The organism is Microbacterium sp. PAMC21962 (genome assembly GCF_019443465.1).
Classification (GTDB): Bacteria; Actinomycetota; Actinomycetes; order Actinomycetales; family Microbacteriaceae; genus Microbacterium; species Microbacterium hominis.
The window spans coordinates 1,179,781-1,202,159 of sequence record NZ_CP080381.1; the positions used below are offsets into that span (position 1 = coordinate 1,179,781).

Here is a 22,379-nt window from a genome sequence, read left to right on the forward strand (position 1 = left end):
CGCGCTCAGTCGACAGCGCTGACCGTGCCACCGGTGAGGCGGACGAGCTCGTCGAAGGTCAGGGGGAAGACGGTGTGGGGCGTTCCGCCCGCGGCCCAGATCTCGTCGAAGGCGGCGAGCGCCTCGTCGACGACGGTGGGCAGCGGCGCGGGGTGGCCGGTCGGAGCGACGCCGCCGATGGCCTGCCCCGTGGCCGCGCGCACCTGCTCCGGCGTCGCTCGCACGATGCTCCGGCGCCCGAGGCGCGCCGCGAGCGCCGCCGTGTCGACGCGGTGGGCGCCGCTGGTCATCACCAGGAGCGGCTCGCCGTCCGACCAGAACACCAAGCTGTTGGCGATGGCTCCGACCTCGATGCCGAGGGCGGCGGCGGCGAGCGCGGCGGTGGACGCGGCATCCGGGAGCGTGATGATCTCGCCCGAGACGCCGGCGGCGCGGAGGGCGTCGTGGACGATGCGGCTGCGCGGTGAGAGGTTCTCCGTCATGGCACGAGCGTAGCGGCGGCGAGCCGGCGGTCGCCGGCACGCCGGTCCACCGCCGCCCGCTGCCGTCGGCCGGGCGTGACGAGCGTCGGAGTTCTGCGCGGCCGGTCGCGCGACGACGAGCGACGGGCCGCCGCTCGCCCGGCTTCTCCGACGATCGTCACCGCCGCGATCACCCGCGCACCGTCGCCCGCCTCATCCGTGCCGGCGCGCGGCGCGCGTCGAGCCGCGGAGCCCCCGAACTGCCGCAAGCACGCGGTCGCGGTGCCAGAAGATGTCCTCGGCGATCGGCCGGTAGGTGACGTACCCGAGGGCCGCGGCGGCCTGATCCCGGCGGCGGTCCTCCTTCTGCTGCGCCCAGCTCGCGTGGTGCGCCTCACTGTCGCACTCGACGATCAGCCAGCCGTCGACGAGCAGATCGACCCGCCCGACGCCGGCGATCTGAACCTGGCATTCGACGCGGCACCCCATCTTGCGCAGCAGGATGCGCACGATGCTCTCGCTGCCCGCCTCCGCCGATCGGTCGAGAAACGCCCGGAGCGCGCGGTAGCGACGGGGCAGCATCCGGAAGATCTCGGCCAGGTCGTCCTCGTCGATGAGACGGCGATGAAGCGCCGAATCCAGCGAGGCGATCGTCTCCATCGGTCCCTGGCACCGCGCTGCCGCCGCCAGGGCCTCCACGAGAGGCGCATTCGCCGTGCGCCGCAGACCGTCGCCCGACCAGTGGACGCGCGCATCCGGGTGCACCGGCCGACGCCGTCCCCGCCGCGGATGCACGCGGACGTGCAGCCCGCCGGTGGCGAGCACGAAGACCCCGCGGCGGGCGAGCTCGGACAGGCAGGTCAGCTGACCGCCGACCTCGGCGGCGGCACGCGTCTGCGCGTCGACCTCTCCGGGCAGGTACGCGTCCCTCCGGGCGCGGCAGAGCGACCCCGCGGCGACGGCCTGCTCGATCCGGCGCCACGTCCACCCCTCCGCGTACAGCTCGGCCCGCGACACCACGGGCCACGACACGTGACCCGCGCCCGCGTTCGCCTCTTCTCCCATCCGCCGATCGTGGCGGCTCGCCGTCGTGGGGTGGACCGCGGGCGGGGAAGCCGGTGGAGAGCCCGACTCAGGGCCGCACTGGGGAGGAGCCCTCGCCGCCGCGGGTCGGATCGTCCGCCCGTCCGCCCGTGACGAACGCCGGATTTTCGGACCGCGAGCCCGGCTGCCACGCCCTGGCGCGGCCCACCGCCGCGCGGATCCGACGTACGTCACGGCGCGGGCCGCGCCCTCCGGCACGCGGCCGCGTCGGCCCGCAACGGCGCGGCTCGGGGCACAATAGGTGACGGATGCCGTAACGCCGCGGCATCCGCAGAGCACAGCCCACAAGGCCAGCCGAAAGAGGATGCGATGACGCACACCCTGCCCCTGCCCGACTTCTCCCACGAGCGCGTGGAGGTGACGACGGGCCCGCGCAGCGGTCTGGTCATCACCGTCGCGCTGCACTCCTCGGTCCTCGGTTCCGCCCTCGGCGGGGCCCGGATGTGGACCTACCCCCACTGGAGCGACGCCGTCGGCGACGCCCTCCGCCTCTCCGCCGCGATGACGCTCAAGAACGCTGCGGCGGGCTTGGATGCCGGGGGCGGGAAGTCCGTGATCTGCGTGCCGCCCGGCACGGTGCTCGATGCGGGTCGCCGCCGCGCCGCCTACCTCGACCTCGGCGACGCCGTCGAGCGCTTCGACGGCCGCTACCGCACCGCGGAGGATGTCGGTTCGACGACCGACGACATGCTGGTCGTCAGCGAACGCACCTCCCACGTCGTCGGATTGCCCGACGCGGTGGGCGGCTCCGGCGAGCCGGCCGGTCCGACGAGCCTGGGCGTCTACGAGTCGCTGCGCGCCACCCTCGAGCAGGTCGCGGGCTCCCCCGATGTCGCCGGACGCCGCATCACCGTCTCCGGGCTCGGACAGGTCGGCAGCCGTCTGGCCGTGCGCCTGAGCGCCGAGGGCGCGCAGCTCACGGTGACCGACGTCAACCCCGCCAAGCGCGACCTGGCGACCGAGCTGGGGGCCCGCTGGGTCGAGCCCGGTACGGAGCACCTCATCGAGGCCGACGTCTTCGTCCCCGCCGGCATCGGCGGCCTCCTCGACGACGAGGTCATCGATCGGCTGTCGGCCCGCGCCGTCTGCGGCCCGGCGAACAACCCCCTCGCGGATCGCTCCGGGGCGGATCGACTGGCCGCTCGCGGCATCCTCTACGCCCCCGACTTCGTCGTCAACGCGGGCGGCGTCGTCTATCTCGACCTGGAGGCCAAGCGGCTCGGCTCCCGCGCCGAGATCATGGACCGGGTGAGCGCCATCGGCGACACCGTGCGGGCGATCTTCGCGGATGCCGCGGCGCGCGGCATCACGCCGCTGGATGCCGCGGAGGAGCGGGCCGCGGAGCGTCTCGCCGCCGGCCGCAGCGCCCAGCACGCGGACGTCTTCGCCTGACGGCCGCCGTCCGGGCGCCGCTCGGCACGAGGGGCACCCGGGCACCCGGGCACCCCTGCCACGCGGGCACCCCTGCTACGCGGGCACCCATGGCACGCGGTCTCTTCCTCCGAGAGACCGCGTGTCGGATCCGCCCGCTCCAGTGGCATGATGGACGCACCCGGCAGCGTCGCCGGGGATCGCCGTGCCGTCGAAGGAGACCGCCGTGTTCACCAGCCCCTTCCCCGATGTCGAGATCCCGGACGTCAGCATCTACGACGACCTGTTCGCCGGGCTCACCGACGAGGATGCCGCGCGCATCGCGCTGATCGATCCCGCCGGCGGGGCCGAGACGACGTACGGCGCCCTCAAGGCACAGGTGGACGCCTTCGCGGGCGCGCTGGCGGCGCGCGGCGTGGACGCCTCGACGGTCGTGGGGCTGCTCTGCCCGAACGTCCCGGCGTTCGCGACGGTCTTCCACGGCGCTCTCCGCGCCGGCGCGACCGTGACGACGATCAACTCGCTGTACACGGCCGGCGAGATCGAGAAACAGCTGCGCGACGCGGGCGCGACGTGGCTGTTCACGGTCTCGCCGCTGCTGCCCGCGGCGCAGCAGGCCGCGGAGGCCACCGGCATCCCCGTCGAGCGCGTCGTGGTGCTGGACGGCGCCGAGGGCCACCCCGACCTTCGCCAGCTGCTGGGCGAGGGACGTCCGGCGCCGCAGATCGAGATCGACCCGGCGACGCACGTGGCGGTCCTCCCCTACTCGTCGGGAACCACCGGCATCCCCAAAGGGGTGATGCTCAGCCACCGCAACCTCGTCGCGAACGTCGCGCAATGCCGCATCAACATCGATCTGAAGAACACCGACCGCGTGCTCGCGGTGCTGCCGTTCTTCCACATCTACGGCATGACGGTGCTGTTGAACCTCGCGCTGAAGCAGCGCGCGACGCTGGTCACCATGCCGCGGTTCGACCTCGTGCAGTTCCTCACCAACATCCAGACCTACGGCTGCACCTACCTCTACATCGCCCCGCCGATCGCGGTCGCGCTGGCCAAACACCCGATCGTCGACGAGTTCGACATCTCGACGGTGCACACAGTGTTCTCCGGCGCGGCTCCGCTCGACGGCGAGACGGCCGAGATCGCGGGGCGCCGCCTCCACGCGCGCATGATGCAGGGCTACGGCATGAGCGAGCTGAGCCCGGTCTCACACGCGATGCCGTACACGCGCGACGACATCCCGGTGAGCTCGGTGGGCACGATCCTGCCCAACATCGTGTGCAAGCTGGTCGACACCGAGACCGGCGAGGAGATCACGGCGATCGAGGAGGACGGGCGCACGCGTCCGGGCGAGCTGTGGGTGAAGGGGCCCAACGTGATGCTCGGCTACCTCAACCAGCCCCAGGCCACGGCGGAGACGCTCGACGCCGAGGGCTTCCTGCACACGGGCGATGTCGCGGTCTACCACGAGGGCGGCTACTTCTCGATCGTCGACCGGGTGAAGGAGCTGATCAAGTACAAGGGCTATCAGATCGCCCCCGCCGAGCTGGAGGCGCTACTGCTGGGGCACCCGAAGATCATGGATGCCGCGGTCATCGGAGTGCTCGACGACGACAAGCAGGAGATCCCGAAGGCGTTCATCGTCTCGGCGCCCGACTCCGGACTGACGGCGGAGGAGGTCATGGCCTTCGTCGCGGAGAACGTCGCACCGCACAAGAAGGTCCGCCGCGTGGAGTTCGTGGAGGCGATCCCGAAGTCGACGTCGGGCAAGATCCTGCGCAAAGACCTGCGCTCGCGCGAGCGGGCGGCCTGAGCCGCACCGAATGCCGCGCCGCGCCCGTGACGGCGCGGCTACGCCGACGGTGCCGTCCGGATCGCGGCGAGCGCCGCGAGGCGGATCTCGACGGTGCCGCCGGCCGTCGAGACCGACATCAGGGTGTGCGTGCAGCCGCGACAGCGCACGATCGCGACCTGCGCGTCGCGCTCCACCCGGGCCTGCGCCAACGGACGCGCGTCTGCGCAGTGTCCGCACTCGAGGGTGAGCACCGTGGCGTCGTCGGCGAAGACGGCCGAGAGCATGCCCGCGAGCGCGTTGCCGTCGACCATCGTGGCGGTCCGGTGGGCGTCCGTCGACGTGTCGTCGTGGTCGTGCGTGGTCATGCTGCGCCTCCGAATCGCTCGGTCCGCACGCGTTGCGGAGCGTGCCCGATCTGCACGAGGGCGTCTGCGACCGTCTCGACGAAGGCGGTCGGGCCGCAGACGTAGACCAGCGGGCGCTGCTCCGGCGGCACGCACCGCTGCGCGAGCTCGTCGAGGCGGACCCTTCCGGCGGGCCGGGGCCACCCGTCGGGCGTCGCGCGGGTGTAGACCCAGTCGATCGCGAGGAGAGGGCCGCTCAGCCGCAGGAGATCGTCGGCGTACATCGCGTCGGCCGGGCTCCTCGTCGAGTAGAGCAGTCGGAACGGCGCCTCGTTCGCGGATGCCGCGTGCGCGCGCACCATCGCCAGAAGGGGGACGATGCCGGATCCTCCCGCGATGAGCTGCACGGGTGCGGGCTCGTCGCCGCGCCAGACGAAATAGGCGCCGAGCGGTCCCTTGACCTCCAGGAAGTCTCCGGGGCGGATGTCGCGGACCAGGTACGGCGAGACCTCGCCGTCGACGATCTCGTCGACCGCGAGCTCCACCGTGGTGCCGGTCCCGACGCTCGCCACGGAGTAGGAGCGCTCCGCCTGGTACCCGTCTTCGGCGGTCAGCCGCACGTCCAGGTGCTGGCCGGCGAGGTTCCCGGGCCACCCGGGCACGTCGAGCAGGAGCGAACGCGAATGCGCGGTGAGCGGGGCGACCGCGGCGACGTGTGCGGCGAGCCAGCCGGGGGCGCTCACCAGTACCGTTCCTCCCGCCAGGGGTCGCCGTGGAGGTTGTAGCCGTTCTGCTCCCAGAACCCGGGATCGTCGTGCTCCTGGAGGACGAGTCCGCGCACCCATTTCGCGCTCTTCCAGAAGTAGAGGTGGGGCACGAGCAGCCGGGCCGGCCCGCCGTGCTCGGGGGCGAGCTGCTCGCCCTCGAACTCGACGGCGACCCACGCCTTTCCTCCGCGAAGCTCGTCGAGCGGCACGTTCGTGGTGTAGCCGCCGTAGGAGTGGGCCATCGCCGAGGGTGCTGTCGTCTCGATGCCGGAGAGGAGGGTGTCGAGCGAGACGCCGCGCCAGTGGGTGCCGAGCTTGGACCAGCGGGTGACGCAGTGGATGTCGGTGCGGATGTCCTCCACCGGCAGCGCCATCAACTCCTGCCACGACCACGACGTCCGCTCCCCGGACTCGGTCACGATGCTGAACTCCCACTCCTGGGTGCTCACCCGCGGCGTCGGGCCCGCCGAGAGCACGGGGAAATCGTCGGTCAGGTACTGCCCGGGTGGAAGCTGCGGCTCCGATGCGCGACGGCGTGCCCCGAAGCCTCTGCTGAACTCTGCCATGGTGACCTCCCGGGGGCAATCTACTCCGGCGGCGGCGCCCACGGCATCGACATCTGTCGTCGATCCGCCGCTGCGCGGCCGCGGGCGGGACGGCGCGTGTCGACGGCGCGAGACGGCGAACGGCGCCCGCCGGGTGGGCGGGCGCCGTTCGTCACGACGCGCGGTGGGCGCGACCGTCAGATCACTCGACGGGGCTGAGCGACTTCGCGATGTGCGTGTGCACGGCCTTCAGCCACGACACGAGGAACTCGGCCGTCGACTCGTCGGTGACCTCGCCCTCGTCGGTGATGAGGCCGTCGCGCAGGTGGATGTACGCCTCGGGCTGCGACAGCTCGGGCGAGGCGAGGAACGAGAGGATCGAGCGCAGGTGCTGCTGCGCGACGGCGGTGCCGATCGCCCCGATCGAGGCGCCGATGACGGCGGACGGCTTGCCGGCGAAGCTGTTCTGGCCCCACGGGCGGCTGGCCGTGTCGAGCGCGTTCTTCAGGACACCGGGCACCGAGCGGTTGTACTCGGGCGTCACGATGATGACGGCGTCCGAACCCTCGATCGACGTCTTGAACTCCGCGGCCGCGGCGGGGATGGCCGCGTCGTTGTCCGCCGAGTAGAACGGCAGGCCCGCGATGGGAAGCTCCGTGAGCGACAGGCCGGCCTGGGGGGAGAGGCGCACGAGCGCGTTCGCGAGGCGGCGGTTGATCGAGGTCGACGAGATGCTGCCGATGATGATGCCGACGTTGTAGGTGGTCATGGCGAGAGTGCCCTTCCGGATTGGATTCAACTGAATGAATCCTATCGACTCTTGCCGCATGCGGACGCCACGGCGGTGCCGTCGGGACGAGCGCGACCCCGCATGTCGGAGGCATGTCGTTCAATGGACCCGACGGCCTGTGCCCTGCCGGAACCGAAAGGGGCGCCATGACGACCGAGCGACCGGAGCCGACCGCGGAGGCCTGCCCGCCGTGGTGTGTGGAAGACCACGCCCTCCACGACCTGCCCGACGACCGTCGACACCAGTCGGAGCCGCGGTGGATGCCGGTGACGAGCCTCCGGCGCCGCTTCCTCCCCGGAGGTGAGCTGCGACGGGATGCGATCTCCGAGGAGGCCTGCGTCCTCGCGGTGCGCTACCTGGCAGACCGCGAGACCTGGGTCGCGATCGCCACCGAGACGCGCCAGATCGAGCTCACCCCGGAGAGCGCTGCACGGCTTCACGCGGAGCTCGGCGCCCTCTTGGCGCGACTGGCGCCCTGACGACGGAAGGCGCCCTAGGGTATCCCAGAATTTCACCGATTTAAATTGGTTCCCACCAACTCTTATCCCTTCCACGCTTGAGGAATGAGTTCCGGCCTCGCCTCGTCCCCCGAGTGGGCGACGTTCGCGCGAGACCTGGGAATGCAGTTGCGTCGCCTCCGCGCCCTCCGTGGACTGACGCAGGATCAGATGGCCGAACGCGCCGAGATCTCCCTCTACGCCTACCAGCAGTACGAGCGCGGGAGCACGACGAAGGGCGGGCCTGCGACGAATCCTCGACTGGCGACGATCGTGGCTCTCTGCCATGCGCTCGAGGTCGACATGCAGGAACTGCTCCCGCCGCTGCCCGCGCAGCCCACTCGCTAGCGCCCGCCCCGGGGCTGCGGCGACGCGGTACTCTGCCCCCGTGCGAATCGTCGTCTCCGGGACCCATGCCAGCGGCAAGAGCACGGTGATCTCGGATTTCGCGCGGCGGCATCCGGAGTTCACGGTCCTCCCCGATCCGTTCGAGCTGATCGACGAGATGAGCGACACGCCCTCGGCCTCCTCTTTCGCCGCACAGCTGCGTGTCGCGGCCGACCGGCTGACGGACCGGCCGCACCGGGGACCGCTCATCGCCGAGCGCGGACCGCTCGACTTCCTCGCCTACCTGCTGGCCCTCGCCGAGATCGGTGAGGCGCGGATCGACCGCGAGACGCTCGAGAGGGCGACGCAGCTCACGTCGGAGGCGCTCGAGACCGTCGACCTGCTCGCCGTGATCCCGCTGGCCGCGAGCGCTCCGATCCACGTCGGCCCCGACGAGCACCTCGAGCTGCGCCAGGTCACGGACGACATCCTGATGGAGCTCATCGACGATCCCGACCTCGTGGGCGACCGCCTTCGCATCACCGAGCTGTCCGGCACGCCCGCCGCGCGCCTCGCGGCCCTGGAGTCCGCCGCCGCCATCCGCTGAGCGGCGGGACAGCGCCCCCAGGGAGGATGAGGCCTGGGTGGTGGGTCCGCGAGCGGCGCCCACCCCGAGTGCGACGCACGGGGCTGTGCCCGGCGACGGTTCGGGCGACGCATCCCCCAGGATTCGTCGGCACCCAGGCTGCGGCAGGCAGGCTCAACCACCGCCGCAGTCTTCGAGCAAAACAGACCGACGGTCGGGATGCGAGGCGCACAGCCGATTCGGGGCCGGATTTACGCGCTTCCACCTAGTGCGGCGCCCGGCCGCGCGGCGGCGACGTGTCACGGCGAGCGCCGCCGGCGCCTCACAGACCGAGGGCGTCCAGCCGCGCCTCGACGCTTACTTGGGCGTCTTCGACGTCGGAGACCTCGTCCCAGATCGCCTCGAGCTCGCGCTGCACCCCCTCCGGCAGCGCCGCGTACTTCGCCTCCCAATCGGCGATCGGCGTCCAGTAGCCGACGACCTTGAACCGCGTGGCGGGCAGGCCGAGCTCGCGGCGCAGGAACTTCCGCACGTCGCGCAGGGCGACCGTCTCCCCCGCGACCCAGATGTAGCCGTCCTCCAGCGACCGCCCGGAGCCGATGATGCTGCGCACGATGGCGCCGAGCCGGCTCGGACCCCGACCGTTGCCGCCGACGATCCACGTGATCTCGACGTGGTCGGCGGCATCCATCTCGATGCGATCCGCGTCGTCGGGAACCTCGATCACCACGCGGGTGCGCACGTGCGCCGGGATGCCGGGGATCAGGCGCGCCACGGCGGGCAGCCCCGTGAGATCGCCGGCGAGGAGCTGCCAGGAGGTGTCGTCCGGAGGCGCGTACAGGCCGGTCGGGCTGTTGAGCCCCAGCACGTGACCGGGGCGTGCCCGGGCCGCCCACGGCCCCGCGACGCCGTCGCGATGCACCACGAAGTCGATGTCGACCTCGGCCTCGTCGGGGCGGACGGCACGGATCGTGTAGGTGCGCATCGGCGCCTCGGGCTCCCCCTCGGGCGTCGACCACCCGTCGCCGTCGACGACGGGCAGCGACACGTCGGTGGGGTCCTCCCCGTGCGGGAAGAACAGCCGGACGTACTCGTCGCCGACGCCCGTGCTCACGAAGTCGGCGATGCCGTCGCCGCCCAGCGTGACGCGCACCATGTGGGGTGACAGCGGGTGGACACGGCGAACGGTGCCGCGGTGGATCTTCATCGGATCTCGGTCCTTTCGGGGTCGGCGTCGCGCCCGGCCTGGGCGCGCCACAGTCGGCGGTACGGCCCGTCCACCGCGTTCAGCTCGTCGTGGGTGCCGCACTGCTGCACCTCGCCCGACGCGAAGACGACGATCCGATCGGCGGTGGCCGCCTGGTGCAGGCGGTGGGCGATGAGGATGACGGTGCGATCGACGCGCAGCCGCTCGATCGCCGCCTCGACGGCGGGCCGGTGCTGCAGCCCGACATCGGCCGTCGCCTCGTCGAGGATCACGACGGCCGGGTCGGCGAGCAGAGCCCGCGCGATGGCGAGCTGCTGGATGCGCCCCTCGTCCAGGCGGGGACCACCGCCCGCGCGGTCGTCGTCGACCCCGTCGCCGGGCACCAGCGCCCACACGGCGCCGACGGCCCGCAGCGCGGCATCCATCTCGTGCCGGGTCGCCTCCGGCGCGGCCCACCGCAGGTTGTCGGCGATGCCGCCACGGAAGTGATGCAGCTCCTGCGAGATGTAGTACGGCTGCACCGTCGGATCGTCCAGGCGCACGCGCCCCGCCGACGGCGGGTAGTGCCCGGCGATGAGCCGCGCGAGCGTGCTCTTGCCCGAGCCCGACGCCCCCACCAGCGCGGTCGTGGTGCCCGGCTCCACGCGGAGGGTCACGTCACGCAGACCGCGCCGTGTCGTCGCGTACTGGAACGAGACCGCCTCCACGCTCACCCCGACGCGCGCCCGCGGAGCCCGCGCGGGTCGCGCCGTCGAGACGGCGGATGCCGTCTCGCGGGTCTCCCGGGTCTCGCGGGTCGCCCGGGTCTCCCGGGCGAGCTCGATCACGCCGACGAGCCGGGCGAGTCCGACCGTGGCCCGCTGGATCTCATCGAGTCCGAGGATGAGCTGGCCGATCGGGTCGAACAGGCGATGGAACACGAGCGCGGCGGTCGTCACCGTGCCCACGGTGAGGGCTCCGTCCGCGTGGAGAGCGAAGCCCGTCGCGAGGATGCACACGAGACCGATCGCCTCTCCCCCGTTGATCCATCGGAACAGCCGGTTGCGCAGCCGCACGCCGTCGATCTGCGCCGCGATCGACGACGCGGCACGCTCCTGCACGAGAGCGAGGGCCTCGTCCTGCTCGTTGAGTGCCATTAGCGTCTCGCCGCCCTCCACCGCTTCCAGCACCGCCTGGCTGCGGGCGGCTTCTCGCGCACGCACCTCGCGGAAGAACACTCGCGAGCGCCGCAGGAACCGGCGGGTGCCGATGACGTAACACGGCACGCAGGCCAGCCCCGCCAGCGCGAGCCACGGATCGAGCGCGGCGAGGGCGACGAGCGAGACGGCGATCGCGAACGCGGCGGACAGCAGGGTCGGCACGACGTTGCCGCCGGCCTCGGCGACCGCGTCGACATCCCCTGTCACGCGCGAGATCAGATCGGCGCTCTCACCGTCGTCGATGATCGCCACGGGCAGGCGCATCGCCGACGCGAACACGTCTTCGCGCAGCCGCGCGAGCACGTCCTGCACGAGCGCGGCCAGCAGCCGCATGCCCCAGAGCGAGCAGCCGACGGCCGCGAGTGCGCCGACGCCCGCTGCGAGCACCCAGGCCGCGACGGCCGCGGGACCGGCACCGGAGATCACGGCATCCACGATCCGTCCGAGGCAGGCCGGTGTCACGAGGCCCAGCCCCGCGGCGACGATCAGCAGCGCGACGACCCCGACCAGGCGGCCGCGATGGTGCCGCAGCAGCGCGCGCAGCACGGCGCGCACCGACCTCGCCGCGGCGATCGGAAGGAGGGCGGGCGTCGACGCGGCGAGCACGGGCCTAGGCATCCGCGTCGATCCGCGCGTCGTCGGGCAGGTCGACCACGCGGTCGCAGGCGGCCAGCAGCAGCGGAGAGGTCGTGATGACCACCGTCGTCCCTTCGCGCTGGGCCAGCGACCGGGCGATGTGCGACTCGGTCACCGCGTCGACGGCGGATGTCGGCTCGTCCAGCACCAGCACGCTCGGCGCGGCGTGCAGCGCGCGGGCGAGTCCGACGCGCTGACGCTGTCCGCCCGACAGGCGCCGACCGGACTCGCCCACCGGCGCCTCCCAGCCCCCGAGCTGGTGGATGACGTCATCCAGCGCCGCGATGCGCAGGAGCTCCGGTCGGGGGTGCGCACCCGAGCGTCCGCACACCGCGTCGCGCAGCGAGCCGGTGGCGATCGCGTGGCGGTGCGGCATCGACAGCACGTGGCGGCGATACGCGACGGGGTCGAGGTCGCGCAGGTCGCGGCGGTCGGGGCCGATGCGCACCGACACGGCGCCGCGAGCGACGCGCGTGCGCAGGCCGAGCACCCGCGAGAGCCGGCGCGCCGCCTCGCTGGAGGACGGCCGGATGCCGAGCAGCTCTCCCTCGTGGACCTCGATGCGTTCGGCGTCTCGGGCGCCCGTGCGGACGGCGAGCACCGCGCCTGCGGAGCTTCCTCCCTCCCCCCGGTGCCGGGCCTCCGCGTCGTCGGGCGCGTCGATCAGGTCGGCGGCGTCGATGAGATCGGCGAGTCGTCGTGCGGACGCCACCTTGTAGATCCAGTTGGAGGGGAACGATCCCACGTGGGCGAGCGACCCGCTGACGAACTGCGCGAGTCCGAGCACCGTGACGAGCTCGCCGATGCTGATCCGCCCGTCGGCGGCCAGCCAGGCCGACATGCCGGCGAGCGCGGTGGCCACGACGGCGGCCAGCGCCGCGCTGACGGCGTCGTAGTCGGCGAGCGCGCGGGCCGCCGACGTCGCCGCCCGGCGCGACAGGTCGCTCGCCGCGACATAGCGGCGCACCGCCTCCTGGCGGGCGCCCATGCCGACCAGGACCCGGAAACCGTTCATGACGTCGGCGGCCACGGCGCCGGCCTCCGTGGCCGCGCTCTGCTCCGCATGGCCGCGCCGCTCGAGGGGACGGGAGACGGCCTGCATCACCGCCATCATCGCGATCGTCGCGGCGAACACGACGATCGCGGCGATCGGCGAGATCACGAGCATGGCGATCGCCGCGCCCGCGATCGCCGCCACCGTCGCCGACTGCTGCGCCACCGACCAGGCGACGCCGGCGACCCGGTAGGTGTCCGACGTGACGAAGGTCAGCGCCTCCCCCGGGCTCAGCATCCGTGACGACAGACGCGGCCGCAGCATCCGCGAGAGGGCGAGGTGACGCAGGTGCTGCTCCCCGTGGCCGTAGACCGACACCATCAGGCGGGATGCCGACTGGTAGCTGCTGGTGAGGACCGCGAACACCGCGACGAGCACGCCGAGCCACAGGGCCAGGGCGGCCGGGTCGGCGGGAAGGACGGCGCGGTCGATCGTCGCACCGATGATCACGGGGATCGCCGCCTCGGCGAGCGCGTGCACCATGAGCAGCGCCGTCGCCGCGGCCAGCGCGAGACCTCGGCCCTGTGCGGTGAGCGCGATGCGGAACAGGCGCCCTGCCGTGCTCGTCACGGCGTTCGCCGTCCGAGCGGCAGCACCAGCGGCGTCCCCGCGACGGGGTCGGTGATCACCCTGCACGGCAGGTCGTACACCGCCTCGACGAGCTCGGCCGTGATGATCTCGCGCGGGTCTCCCTGCGCGACGACCGCGCCGTCGCGCATCGCGACGAGATGAGTCGCGTAGCGCGCCGCATGGTTGAGGTCGTGGAGGACGGCGACGAGCGTCGTCCCCGCGCGGTGCAGGTCGGCGAACAGCTCGAGGAGGTCGATCTGATGGGCGATGTCGAGGAAGGTCGTCGGCTCGTCCAGCAGCAGATGGCCGGTCTGCTGGGCGAGGGCCATGGCCACCCAGACGCGCTGGCGCTGACCGCCGGAGAGCTCGTCGACGAGGCGGCTCGACAGCGCGGTCGTCGCGGTGGCGGCCAGCGCCTCCGTCACGGCGCGCTCGTCGGCGCGACTCCAGGTGCGCAGCGCGCTCTGGTGCGGGAAGCGGCCACGCCCGACGAGCTCGGCGACCGTGATGCCGTCGGGGGCGATGGACGACTGCGGCAGTAACCCGAGCCGACGGGCGAGCTCCTTCGCGGAGAAACTGCGCAGCTCCGCACCGTCGAGCAGCACGGCGCCGGTGGTGGGGCGCAGCAGACGCGCGAACCCGCGCAGCAGCGTCGATTTGCCGCAGGCGTTGGGCCCGATGATGATCGTGAACGACTGGTCGGGCACCTCCAGCGACAGGTCGGAGACGATCGGGGCGTCGCCGTAGCCGAGGGTGATGTCGCGGGCGAGCAGGGAGACGGTCATGGGGTTCCTCCGGACGGGGGCGGGTCAGGCGCGTCGCGCATACTGTGTCGCGAGCAGCCACGCGAGGTAGAGGCCGCCCACCGAGACGGTCACCACCCCGACGGGCACCGTCGCGAGCTGCGCGACCGCGTCGGAGACGATGACGAGGGCGGCACCGGTGAGCATGACCGGAACGATGTCCATCGGCGTGTTCGCGCGGGTGAGCCGCTGCGCGATCTGCGGCGCGGCCAGGGCGATGAACGAGATCGGTCCGGCGGCCGCGGTGACGAGGGCGATCAGGGCCACACCGCACACCATCGCCGCCAGTCGCGTGCGCGCCGGGGCGACCCCGAGCGCCGAGGCGGCGTCGTCGCCCATCTCGAGCACGGGCAGTGTGCGCTGCAGCGGTATGGATGCCGCGAGGACGAGGACGAACACGACGGCGGCCGGGGCGAGCTGGTCGAACCCGAGCGAGGCGATGGAGCCGGCGCCCCACGTCGCCGCCATCATCGCCTTCTCCACGCTCACCGACAGGAGGATCCACGAGGTCAGCGACCCGAGCCCCGCGGAGACACCGATCCCGACGATGATGAGCCGGAACGAGGACATCGTGTTCTTGGCGGCGAGCGCGTAGACGAGGACGGCCGTGAGGATGCCGCCCACGAGCGCACCGGCGGCCTTGAACAGGTACGTGTTCAGCTCGAGCACCACCATCGTCACCGTGACGCCGAACTGCGCGCCGACGCCGAAACCGATGATGTCGGGCGAGCCGAGCGGGTTGCGGGTCAGCGACTGGAAGATCCCGCCCGACAGCGCGAGCGCGGCGCCGCAGAGCACGGCGAACAGGATGCGCGGCATCCGCCATTCCCAGACGACTTGGCGCACATCGGGGTCGGACGAGGGATCGAGCACGCCGCGCACGACGCCGGCGACGTCGATGTCGTACGCGCCGAGGGTCATGGAGTACAGCCCCGCGACCACGATCAGCACGAGCAGGGCCGCGCAGACGACGACGGTGCGCACGGGGAGGAGAGCCGCGACGCGACGCGTGTCGATCCGGAGGTGACGCCGGCCGAAGTCGACCCCCTGCGGGGTGGAGCGAAGCCGCGACGGCCGGGACGGCTCGAGCGGACGGTCAGGGCCGGTTCGCACGTCGACGCTCACAGCCCGCTCACCCGCCGCCGCCGCACGAGGGCCACCAGCACCGGCGCGCCCAGCAGTCCCGTGACGATGCCGACGCGGACCTCGCCGTTGGGCAGCACGAGGCGCCCGAGGATGTCGGCGAGCAGCAGGAACGTGGGCCCGACGAGCATCGAGTACGCCAGCACCCAGCGCTGGTCGGGACCGGTGAACCAGCGCACGACGTGCGGGATCATGATGCCGACGAACGCGATGGGTCCCGCCGCCGCGACGCTCGTGCCCGCCAGCAGGGTGACGGCGACGATCACCAGGATGCGGGTGATGCGCACGCGCGCGCCGAGCGACTGGGCGAGGTCGTCGCCGAGCGCCATCGCGTTGAGCGGCCGGGCGCAGACGACGGCGATGACCAGTCCAGCCGCGATCAGGGGTGCCGCCCAGACGAGCTCCTCGATCGCGTGTCCGCCGATCGCGCCGACGCCCCAGAAGCGCATGACGTCGAAGGAGGTGCGGTTCTGCAGGACGATCGCGGTCGTGAATCCCGTGAACGCCGCCCCGAGGGCGACGCCGGCGAGCGTGAGCTTCATGGGCGTCGCCCCCGACGGGCCGAACGAGCCGAGCAGGGAGACGAGCACGGTGAGCACGAGCGCGCCCAGCAGCGCGAACGGCACGAAGCCGCCGGGCGCGGTGATCCCCAGCACCGCGACGGCGAAGGTCACGGCGAACGAGGCTCCCGCGTTGACCCCGAGGATGCCCGGGTCGGCGAGCGGATTGCGGGTGAACGCCTGGATGAGGGCACCGCACACCGCGAGCGCGGCGCCGACGGCGATGCCCAGGAGGGTGCGCGGCACGCGGAGCTGCTGCACGAGCAGGTGCATCGGGTCGTCGTCGTCGTAGGCGGTGAGCGCGGCCAGCACGGTCGCGGGGTCGATCGGCCGGTTGCCGATCGCGAGCGACGCGACCACCGTCAGCGCGAGGATCCCTCCGGCGACGACGACCCCCGCAACGCGCCTGGCGGTGCGGCGCGGGGAGCCGGCCCGATCGCGCCGCCTCCCCGCGTGGTGGGTCGGGGCGTCGGCACCCGCCGGCGTCGCCGGTCGTTCCGGCGACGACAGCGGCGCGGACACCCCGGTGCTCACTCGCCCGTGATGGTCGGCGTACCGCGCAGGGCTGCGGCGAGGTCGTCGACGTAGGTCGGCAGCACAGAGGCCAGCGAGAGGACGGTCGGTGCGCTGATCGCGGCCGCCTGGGCCTGGTCGGCGTAGATCACGTACGCGTTCGCGGCGATCGGCTGCCACCGTGATACGACCTTGTTCTCGACCGTGTACGTGCCCTCGGCGGCGGAGCTTCCCCAGGCGGCGAAGAGGTCGGCCTGCACGTCGTAGAGCTTTTCGAGACTCACTCCCGTGTACCAGTTGTCGCCCTCTGCCGAGGCGAGGAAGCTGTCCATCGCCGAGGTCGAGGTGAATCCGAGCGCTTCCGTGATGCGCACGCGGGGGTCGTACTTCAGGTAGACCCCGAGGTCGGTGCCGCCCTCGTTGAGAGTCAGCCCCCACACGAAGGTCTTCCCCTCGAACTCGGGGTGGGCGGCCGCGAGCGTGGCGATCTGCTGCTCGGTGTCCGCGATGACCTCCTCCGCTCTGTCGCTCTCCCACATCGCGGCGCCGATCGTGCGGGTCATCTCCTCCCACGTGCCGGGGTTCCACGGGCCTTCGATGTACGGCACGGTCGGCGCGATCCCGCTCAGCCGCTGGTACTCGACGTCGCTGATGCCGGTGTAGAGGCCCAGGATGAGGTCGGGCTCGAGCGCCTTGATGGCCTCGTAGTTCGGGCCTTCGTCGAGCGGGGAGATCAGGGTGGGCAACTCGCCGTAGTGCTCGGTGGCGTAGTCCGTGAACCAGGGCTGGAAACCGCTGTCGTCGGCGCCCCAGACCTTCTCCATGCCGACGGGGTTCTCGCCCAGAGCGGCGACGATGTCACCGGACATCCATCCCAGGGCCACGATGCGCTTCGGCTTCTCGGCGATCGTGGTCGATCCGTGGGCGTGCGTGATGACGACCCCGCTCGAGGTGGCCGTCGAGGACGCGGCCGTCTCCTCGGCGGCAGCGCACCCGGTGAGGGCGACCACCACGGCGAGGGCGGCGGCGAGTGCGGATACGCGTCGCGCTTTCGGGCGCGCAAGAGCGTGCGGCATTGTTCTCCTTGCGAGATGAGGGTGGGAGGGATGCCGCGACGACGCGGCCGAAAGTTAGGTAACGCTCACCTAACAACACGATGCTAGGGGCGCTTGCTGCCCGACAGTGTCGCAGGACGGACGAGTTGTGTCGCAGAAGCGACACCTCGTGGGGCGCATCCTCTCCCGCCGAACCCCCGTTCGGAGTCAGCGGCCGTAGAGGCGGTGCGCCGGATCCGCGCGCACGCGCGCGACGTGCTGGCGCGGAGTCACCCCGAACCTGTCTTTGAACGCGGCCGAGAATGCGCTCGTCGTCGCATAGCCGCACCGGCGGGCCGCCATCCCGATCGGCGTTCCGTCGACGATCAATCGCGCCGCCAGCACCATGCGCACCCACGTCCTCCACTGGCCGAAGCTCATCCCGATGTCGTGGGTGAACACGCGCAGCACCGTGCGTTCGTGCAGGCCGTGGGCGGCGACGAGCTCACGGGCGGTCCGCACGTCGCCCGGATCTGAGAGCACGGCCTGCACGAGGGCGCGCACACGCTCGTCGGCGGGCATCGGCACCTCGCTCCACTCGTCCGACGACTCGCGCACGGGCTGCTGAAGCATCTCCAGCAGCACCGCTTGAATGCGCACCCGCAGGCGGTCGGGCATGTCATCGGTCCCGAGGTGGAGCAGCATCTCCTGCACCGCGCGAGGAACGAGCACTCGCGTAACCTCGACCACCGGGGTGACGAGCGAGGCGTCGGGGATGTAGGTGTAGCAGCCGGTCGAGTCGCGCTCATGGCGTGCCGTATGCGGCGTGCCCGTGGGGATCCACATGCCCTGGCCGGGGGCCAAACGCCACATGGCGTCACGCAGGTACACCCACACCGTGCCGCGGTAGCACCACGCGAGCAGGGCGTCGGGGTGGGCGTGCGGAGGCGAGATCGGTCGCGACGAGACGTCGTCGGCGGTGATGACGCCCGTGCTCATGAGGTAGGGCGCCCGCAGCGAGCTGGGATGCGTCGGGCTCGCGTCCCAGTCCGCCTGACGGTAGGAGCTCATCGGGACCAGCCTCTTCTCCGCGTCGTTCCCGTCCTCACGAAGGCTAACCAGGGGTGCCCTTCGCCGCCAAACGGCCCGCGACGGAATGGGGCTCGCCCCGCGGTGTCTGCACGTGGCATTCACCCGACCGCGATGTCACCGCGCACCGAATCGGGAACGCTCGCCACGGCGCCGGGAAAAAGTTGTCACGGGGCAGGGGAATGAACCGCTTTCACTCAAATGAGTGAGTAGGCTTTTCCGCAGACGGGTCGATAACCCGACTGCCCAGCGCCCCATACAACCTGAGAGAAGCCCCACTCATGGCACAGAAAGTCATCGTCGAGCTCGTCGACGACCTCGATGGCACCCCGATCGCACACGGTAAGGGCGGCAGCGTGAGCTTCGCGCTCGGTAAGAAGTCCTACGAGATCGACCTTTCCGACGAGAATCTCGCGAAGCTCGAGGACGCACTCGCGCCTTTCATCAGCGCTGCACGCGCATCCTCGCCCGCGACGAACGGCGGCGCACGTCGAACCGGCGCCCGCTCATCGCGAAAGGCCTCCGGCAAGGACCTCGGCGTCGTTCGTGAATGGGCGCGTGCCAATGGTCACACCGTCAGCGAGCGCGGACGCGTTCCCGCCGCCGTGCTCGAGGCGTACACCGCGGCGCACTGATCGGATTCACGCGCACGTCACTGTGGGCACCGCTGGGAACGATCGTTCTCATCGGTGCCCACAGTCGTTCCTCGCCGAACGGGACGATATCCGCCAGGATTCTCCTCACGACGCGGAGACGCGAGAACGGAGTGACCCGTTGAGCTCTGAGCACGCCACACCGCACCGCGCGCGAGACGGGAGCAGGGCGCAGGAGACCGGTCGTGGCTCGTCGACGACAACGCAGCGGGATGCCTCCCGGCGTGGAGTCGTGTGGATCGCTTGGGCTGTCGCCGCGATCGCCGGATCGGCAGGAACCCTCGCCACATTGCCTGACTGTGCATTCTCGGCCGAACTCGCGGCATCCATGGCACGACCGGCGACGATTCTGGCGTGGGTGATGCTATTCACTGCCTCGTTCGGCTCCACCGGCCTGATCGCGCATCTCCTCGGTCGCCCCCACCGCGGGGGCGCGCCGCGGACGATCCTCGTGTGCGTGCTCGCAGCCGGGTGCGGCGCCTCGGCGATTGTCATCCCTGCGGGCGTGCTGGGGTTCGCGATCTCGGAGCATTCCCCGAGCTGTGCACTCGGTCCCACGCCCGTGGCGCTTGTCGTCTTCTTCCTCGCCGGCGCTCTGCTGCTTGTCGCGGCACTCGTGTGGCTCGTCGTGGCTTTCCTCGCCCGCGCATTCCATTCGCCGGCATCGCTCTAAGACAGAGGCATCGCGTGACCCCGGGCGACGGGTCATCACCCGGCCGGCGTTGCGCAGCCCTTCAGCATCATCACGTCGTCCTCTCACCGGAGAGGACGACGTGCTCGAAATGCTCGACCAAAGTGTGGGATTTCGGCGGGGACGTTGACGCCGTATTCGGTCGGCAATAGCCTGCCTCCCACGGCACACCGGCGACACGGGCGAGGAACTCGAGAATTGACGGCAATCGCCACAAATGTCAGGCACTCGGGTCGGAGGAGCCCGTGATTTCCGACGTCACACGATTTCGCGCGGGGCGGGTCTTCACCTCCGCTGGTGGGGCCGCGACCGAGGTCCTCGCGCCTCTCATCCTCGTGTCGACACTCGGCGGGACGCCTGCCCACGTCGCGGCCCTGTTGGCCGTGATGCTCGCGACGAGCATGCTTCTACGGATTCCGCTCGCGGTCTGGGCCGACCGCAGCCGCAGACACGTGAGGCTGATGATCCTGACCGCGACACTGTCAGGACTGTGGTCGACGGTGGTACCGATCATGTGGTCGGTCGGAGCACTGTCCCCCGTCACCCTGATCGCCTGGCTCGCGGTGAACATCCTGCTTCTCACTGCGCTGTCGGTTCTGGGTCACGGTGTCTTGAACCACCTGACCGAACCCGAAGACCGCGTGCGACAAGTCGGCCTGTTGAGCTCGGCGACCAGTACCGGCGAAATCGTCGGCCAGTCGGGAGCGCCCCTTCTCATCGCCTTCATGCCGGCACCCCTTGCACTGTTGATCGACACCGTCGCCTCGTGGATCGCAGCGTTGTCGTGGACGAAGATCCCCGATGTCGACGCGGATCCGGCGGAGGAGCCGCGGCCCTCTCTGAGGCTCATCGCCCGGCAGTTGTCGCACAACCCGACGCTGTGGATCGCCGCCGCGGCCGGCCTGTTCTCCTCGCTCACCGCCCCCTTGGGCGTCTACTACTTCGTGAACACGCTGGGCGTAGACCCTCCGCTGCTCGGTCTTGTCGTGGCGACGGGCGCACTGGGCGGCATCACAGGGGGCGTCGCGCTCGGTCGCCTCTACGCCCACTGGAGCACGGCAACGGTCGTCGTGATCGGACTCCTGACGGTGGGACTCGCCACCATCGGTGTGGCCCTCGCTCCTGCGAACAGTCCGTGGACATACGTCGCACTGGTGGCGATCGAGTTCTCGACCGCCTTCGGTGGAACGCTCGTGATGGCCACTCTCTACGGCGAGCTGCAATCGGGAGCGGGAAGCCACGACGTCGCACGCACGATGTCGTCGGCCAGTTTCCTCGTCGAAGGGAGCGGCCTCGCAGGCCTCGGCGCTGGAGCACTACTCGCTGCATGGCTCCCGATCCCCGCGGCGTACGCGATCGCGGGCGCACTGACCGTGATGCTGGTCCTCCCCTCCGTGACGGGGCAACGGCGCGTCTCGCGCGAGGACACGCCGCGATCGTCACGATGACCGAAAGCGAAGAGGCGAGATTCGGCGCCTTTTGCACGGTTCGGTCCGTGCGCAGGTCTCCGGGACGCGTTCACATCGGCAGTTGACGCCGGCGCTTCTCGGACGACCGGTCAGGGCTCAGTGCGTGCCCCACTACAGAGGAGCGCGGTATCCACCGCCGGTCTCGCTTCCCCCCGACGCCCGACCGAACCGGACCGCCGCATCACATCGCCTCCTTGACCTCTGACTGAGTTCAGTCAATAATGAGTCTGCTCGCAAAAGCGAGGGCTGCACAATCCTCATCGGACCCCGGGAGCACATATGGCCACGGGCTCGCGCGGCGACCGCCGCAGAGCGTCCATCATCGACGCCAACACGCGGATGGTGCACGTCGACGGGGCCGACATCGCTTACCGCGAGATCGGATCGGGCGACCGGCCGCCTCTCGTGGCTTTGACGCATCTCGGCGGAAATCTGGATGCGTGGGACCCCGAGGTGATCGATGCGCTCGCGCAGGATCGCCGGGTCATCGTGCTCGGCTACCGCGGCGTGGGTCGATCGACCGGCCGGGTGCGGGACACCTTCGACGACATGGCCCGCGACACCATCGCCGCCGTGCTCGCGCTGGGCCTCGACCGCATCGACCTCTTCGGCCTCTCGATGGGAGGCATGGTCGCCCAAACGATCGTCGAGGAGGAGGCGACCCTGGTGGACCACCTCGTGATGTCCGGAACCGGCCCGCGGGGCGGCGCCGGGCTCACCCGGATGACGGGCGTCATGCTCCGCGGCATCGCGCGCAGCGTCCTGACCGCGCGCCCCGCGACCTCCGTCCTCTTCTTCCCCCGCACAGACAGTGGGACGCGTGCCGCGGCCGCGTATCAACGCCGACTGAAGCGCCGCCGCACCGACCGCGATGCGGCCGTCACCCCGGGCGTCATGCGCGCACAGCTCCGCGCCGTCGCGCGGTGGGGAGCCCAGCCCGGCCCAGCCCACGAGCGGATGAGCACGCCGACGCTCACCTTCCACGGCGAGGACGACATCCTCGTCCCGGTGGCCAACGCGAACCAGCTGCGTACGGCGTTCTCCGCTCTCGATGTGGTGACCTTCCGGCATGCCGGGCACGGCGTGGTCTCGCAGCACCGCGACATCGTGACCGGTCGGATCCAGTCCTTCCTGCGCGCCTGACGCAGTGCCCGAACCTCTCTCCCAG

General features: G+C 71.4%; 23 protein-coding genes. 9 read left to right on the top strand and 14 right to left on the bottom strand.

The window, feature by feature from the left end:
* Positions 1–5: 5 nt before the first annotated feature.
* On the bottom strand, positions 6–482 hold the full coding sequence (locus KY498_RS05780; protein ID WP_101307190.1) for a YbaK/EbsC family protein: 477 nt from the start codon (positions 480–482) through the stop codon (positions 6–8).
* A gap of 192 nt (positions 483–674) precedes the next feature.
* On the bottom strand, positions 675–1,526 hold the full coding sequence (locus KY498_RS05785; RefSeq protein ID WP_223848889.1) for an endonuclease domain-containing protein: 852 nt from the start codon (positions 1,524–1,526) through the stop codon (positions 675–677).
* A gap of 348 nt (positions 1,527–1,874) precedes the next feature.
* Here KY498_RS05785 and KY498_RS05790 point away from each other — a divergent pair, with 348 nt between their 5' ends.
* Positions 1,875–2,957: a Glu/Leu/Phe/Val dehydrogenase family protein gene (locus tag KY498_RS05790; protein ID WP_101305954.1), complete on the top strand. Its 1,083-nt coding sequence runs from the start codon at positions 1,875–1,877 to the stop codon at positions 2,955–2,957.
* 205 nt (positions 2,958–3,162) lie between these two features.
* The gene (locus tag KY498_RS05795) at positions 3,163–4,752 is read left to right on the top strand and encodes an AMP-binding protein (RefSeq protein WP_101307188.1); all 1,590 of its coding nucleotides are present in this window, start codon (positions 3,163–3,165) and stop codon (positions 4,750–4,752) included.
* 38 nt (positions 4,753–4,790) lie between these two features.
* On the opposite strand, the gene KY498_RS05800 is transcribed toward KY498_RS05795, so the two are convergent.
* The 4 genes from KY498_RS05800 to KY498_RS05815 form a co-directional block, all read right to left on the bottom strand.
* Positions 4,791–5,099, bottom strand: a complete 309-nt coding sequence (locus KY498_RS05800; RefSeq protein WP_223848888.1) for a DUF6510 family protein — start codon at positions 5,097–5,099, stop codon at positions 4,791–4,793.
* Complete coding sequence (locus tag KY498_RS05805; protein ID WP_060960025.1) at positions 5,096–5,821, bottom strand: FAD-binding oxidoreductase; 726 nt, start codon at positions 5,819–5,821, stop codon at positions 5,096–5,098. Before KY498_RS05805 ends, KY498_RS05800 begins: the two co-directional genes overlap by 4 nt.
* The gene (locus KY498_RS05810; RefSeq protein ID WP_060960026.1) at positions 5,818–6,411 is read right to left on the bottom strand and encodes a sulfite oxidase-like oxidoreductase; all 594 of its coding nucleotides are present in this window, start codon (positions 6,409–6,411) and stop codon (positions 5,818–5,820) included. The genes KY498_RS05805 and KY498_RS05810 overlap by 4 nt, the downstream gene beginning before the upstream one ends.
* A 181-nt stretch (positions 6,412–6,592) precedes the next feature.
* Entirely contained in the window at positions 6,593–7,159 is a 567-nt protein-coding gene (locus KY498_RS05815; protein WP_191008287.1) for an NADPH-dependent FMN reductase, read from the bottom strand.
* 167 nt (positions 7,160–7,326) lie between these two features.
* Here KY498_RS05815 and KY498_RS05820 point away from each other — a divergent pair, with 167 nt between their 5' ends.
* The 3 genes from KY498_RS05820 (at position 7,327) to KY498_RS05830 (ending at position 8,611) form a co-directional block, all read left to right on the top strand.
* A complete protein-coding gene (locus KY498_RS05820) occupies positions 7,327–7,659 on the top strand; it encodes a DUF6907 domain-containing protein (RefSeq protein WP_101305951.1) in 333 nt (110 codons plus the stop codon).
* Between the two features lie 84 nt (positions 7,660–7,743).
* On the top strand, positions 7,744–8,025 hold the full coding sequence (locus KY498_RS05825) for a helix-turn-helix domain-containing protein (protein WP_060960029.1): 282 nt from the start codon (positions 7,744–7,746) through the stop codon (positions 8,023–8,025).
* Positions 8,026–8,065: 40 nt separating this feature from the next.
* Positions 8,066–8,611: an AAA family ATPase gene (locus KY498_RS05830; RefSeq protein ID WP_191008285.1), complete on the top strand. Its 546-nt coding sequence runs from the start codon at positions 8,066–8,068 to the stop codon at positions 8,609–8,611.
* A gap of 301 nt (positions 8,612–8,912) precedes the next feature.
* Here KY498_RS05830 and KY498_RS05835 read toward each other — a convergent pair whose 3' ends face one another.
* The 8 genes from KY498_RS05835 to KY498_RS05870 all read right to left on the bottom strand — a co-directional run bounded on the left by KY498_RS05835 (position 8,913) and on the right by KY498_RS05870 (position 18,380).
* The gene (locus tag KY498_RS05835) at positions 8,913–9,797 is read right to left on the bottom strand and encodes a siderophore-interacting protein (RefSeq protein ID WP_101305949.1); all 885 of its coding nucleotides are present in this window, start codon (positions 9,795–9,797) and stop codon (positions 8,913–8,915) included.
* Positions 9,794–11,614, bottom strand: coding sequence for an ABC transporter ATP-binding protein (locus KY498_RS05840; protein ID WP_191008284.1), 1,821 nt, complete (start codon positions 11,612–11,614; stop codon positions 9,794–9,796). The genes KY498_RS05835 and KY498_RS05840 overlap by 4 nt, the downstream gene beginning before the upstream one ends.
* Positions 11,607–13,256 carry an ABC transporter ATP-binding protein gene (locus KY498_RS05845; RefSeq protein WP_219879550.1) on the bottom strand — a complete coding sequence of 550 codons (1,650 nt, stop codon included), beginning with the start codon at positions 13,254–13,256 and terminating at the stop codon, positions 11,607–11,609. The genes KY498_RS05840 and KY498_RS05845 overlap by 8 nt, the downstream gene beginning before the upstream one ends.
* Positions 13,253–14,041: an ABC transporter ATP-binding protein gene (locus KY498_RS05850; RefSeq protein ID WP_061782102.1), complete on the bottom strand. Its 789-nt coding sequence runs from the start codon at positions 14,039–14,041 to the stop codon at positions 13,253–13,255. The genes KY498_RS05845 and KY498_RS05850 overlap by 4 nt, the downstream gene beginning before the upstream one ends.
* 24 nt (positions 14,042–14,065) lie before the next feature.
* Positions 14,066–15,172, bottom strand: a complete 1,107-nt coding sequence (locus KY498_RS05855) for an iron chelate uptake ABC transporter family permease subunit (RefSeq protein WP_219879551.1) — start codon at positions 15,170–15,172, stop codon at positions 14,066–14,068.
* An 8-nt stretch (positions 15,173–15,180) separates the two neighbouring features.
* Positions 15,181–16,296, bottom strand: a complete 1,116-nt coding sequence (locus KY498_RS05860; RefSeq protein ID WP_223848887.1) for an iron ABC transporter permease — start codon at positions 16,294–16,296, stop codon at positions 15,181–15,183.
* Positions 16,293–17,351, bottom strand: a complete 1,059-nt coding sequence (locus tag KY498_RS05865) for an ABC transporter substrate-binding protein (protein ID WP_191008282.1) — start codon at positions 17,349–17,351, stop codon at positions 16,293–16,295. The genes KY498_RS05860 and KY498_RS05865 overlap by 4 nt, the downstream gene beginning before the upstream one ends.
* Positions 17,352–17,537: 186 nt before the next feature.
* Positions 17,538–18,380 (bottom strand): AraC family transcriptional regulator, encoded by an 843-nt coding sequence (locus tag KY498_RS05870; RefSeq protein ID WP_191008281.1) that lies wholly within the window; start codon positions 18,378–18,380, stop codon positions 17,538–17,540.
* A 299-nt stretch (positions 18,381–18,679) separates the two neighbouring features.
* Between KY498_RS05870 and KY498_RS05875 the strand changes: the two genes are divergently transcribed.
* From KY498_RS05875 to KY498_RS05890, 4 genes are all read left to right on the top strand, one after another.
* On the top strand, positions 18,680–19,033 hold the full coding sequence (locus KY498_RS05875; RefSeq protein WP_101305944.1) for an Lsr2 family protein: 354 nt from the start codon (positions 18,680–18,682) through the stop codon (positions 19,031–19,033).
* 376 nt (positions 19,034–19,409) lie between these two features.
* Complete coding sequence (locus KY498_RS05880; RefSeq protein WP_191008280.1) at positions 19,410–19,724, top strand: hypothetical protein; 315 nt, start codon at positions 19,410–19,412, stop codon at positions 19,722–19,724.
* A 263-nt stretch (positions 19,725–19,987) separates the two neighbouring features.
* The gene (locus KY498_RS05885) at positions 19,988–21,190 is read left to right on the top strand and encodes an MFS transporter (RefSeq protein ID WP_191008279.1); all 1,203 of its coding nucleotides are present in this window, start codon (positions 19,988–19,990) and stop codon (positions 21,188–21,190) included.
* Between the two features lie 300 nt (positions 21,191–21,490).
* Entirely contained in the window at positions 21,491–22,354 is an 864-nt protein-coding gene (locus KY498_RS05890; protein ID WP_191008278.1) for an alpha/beta fold hydrolase, read from the top strand.
* The last annotated feature ends 25 nt before the right edge of the window (positions 22,355–22,379 follow it).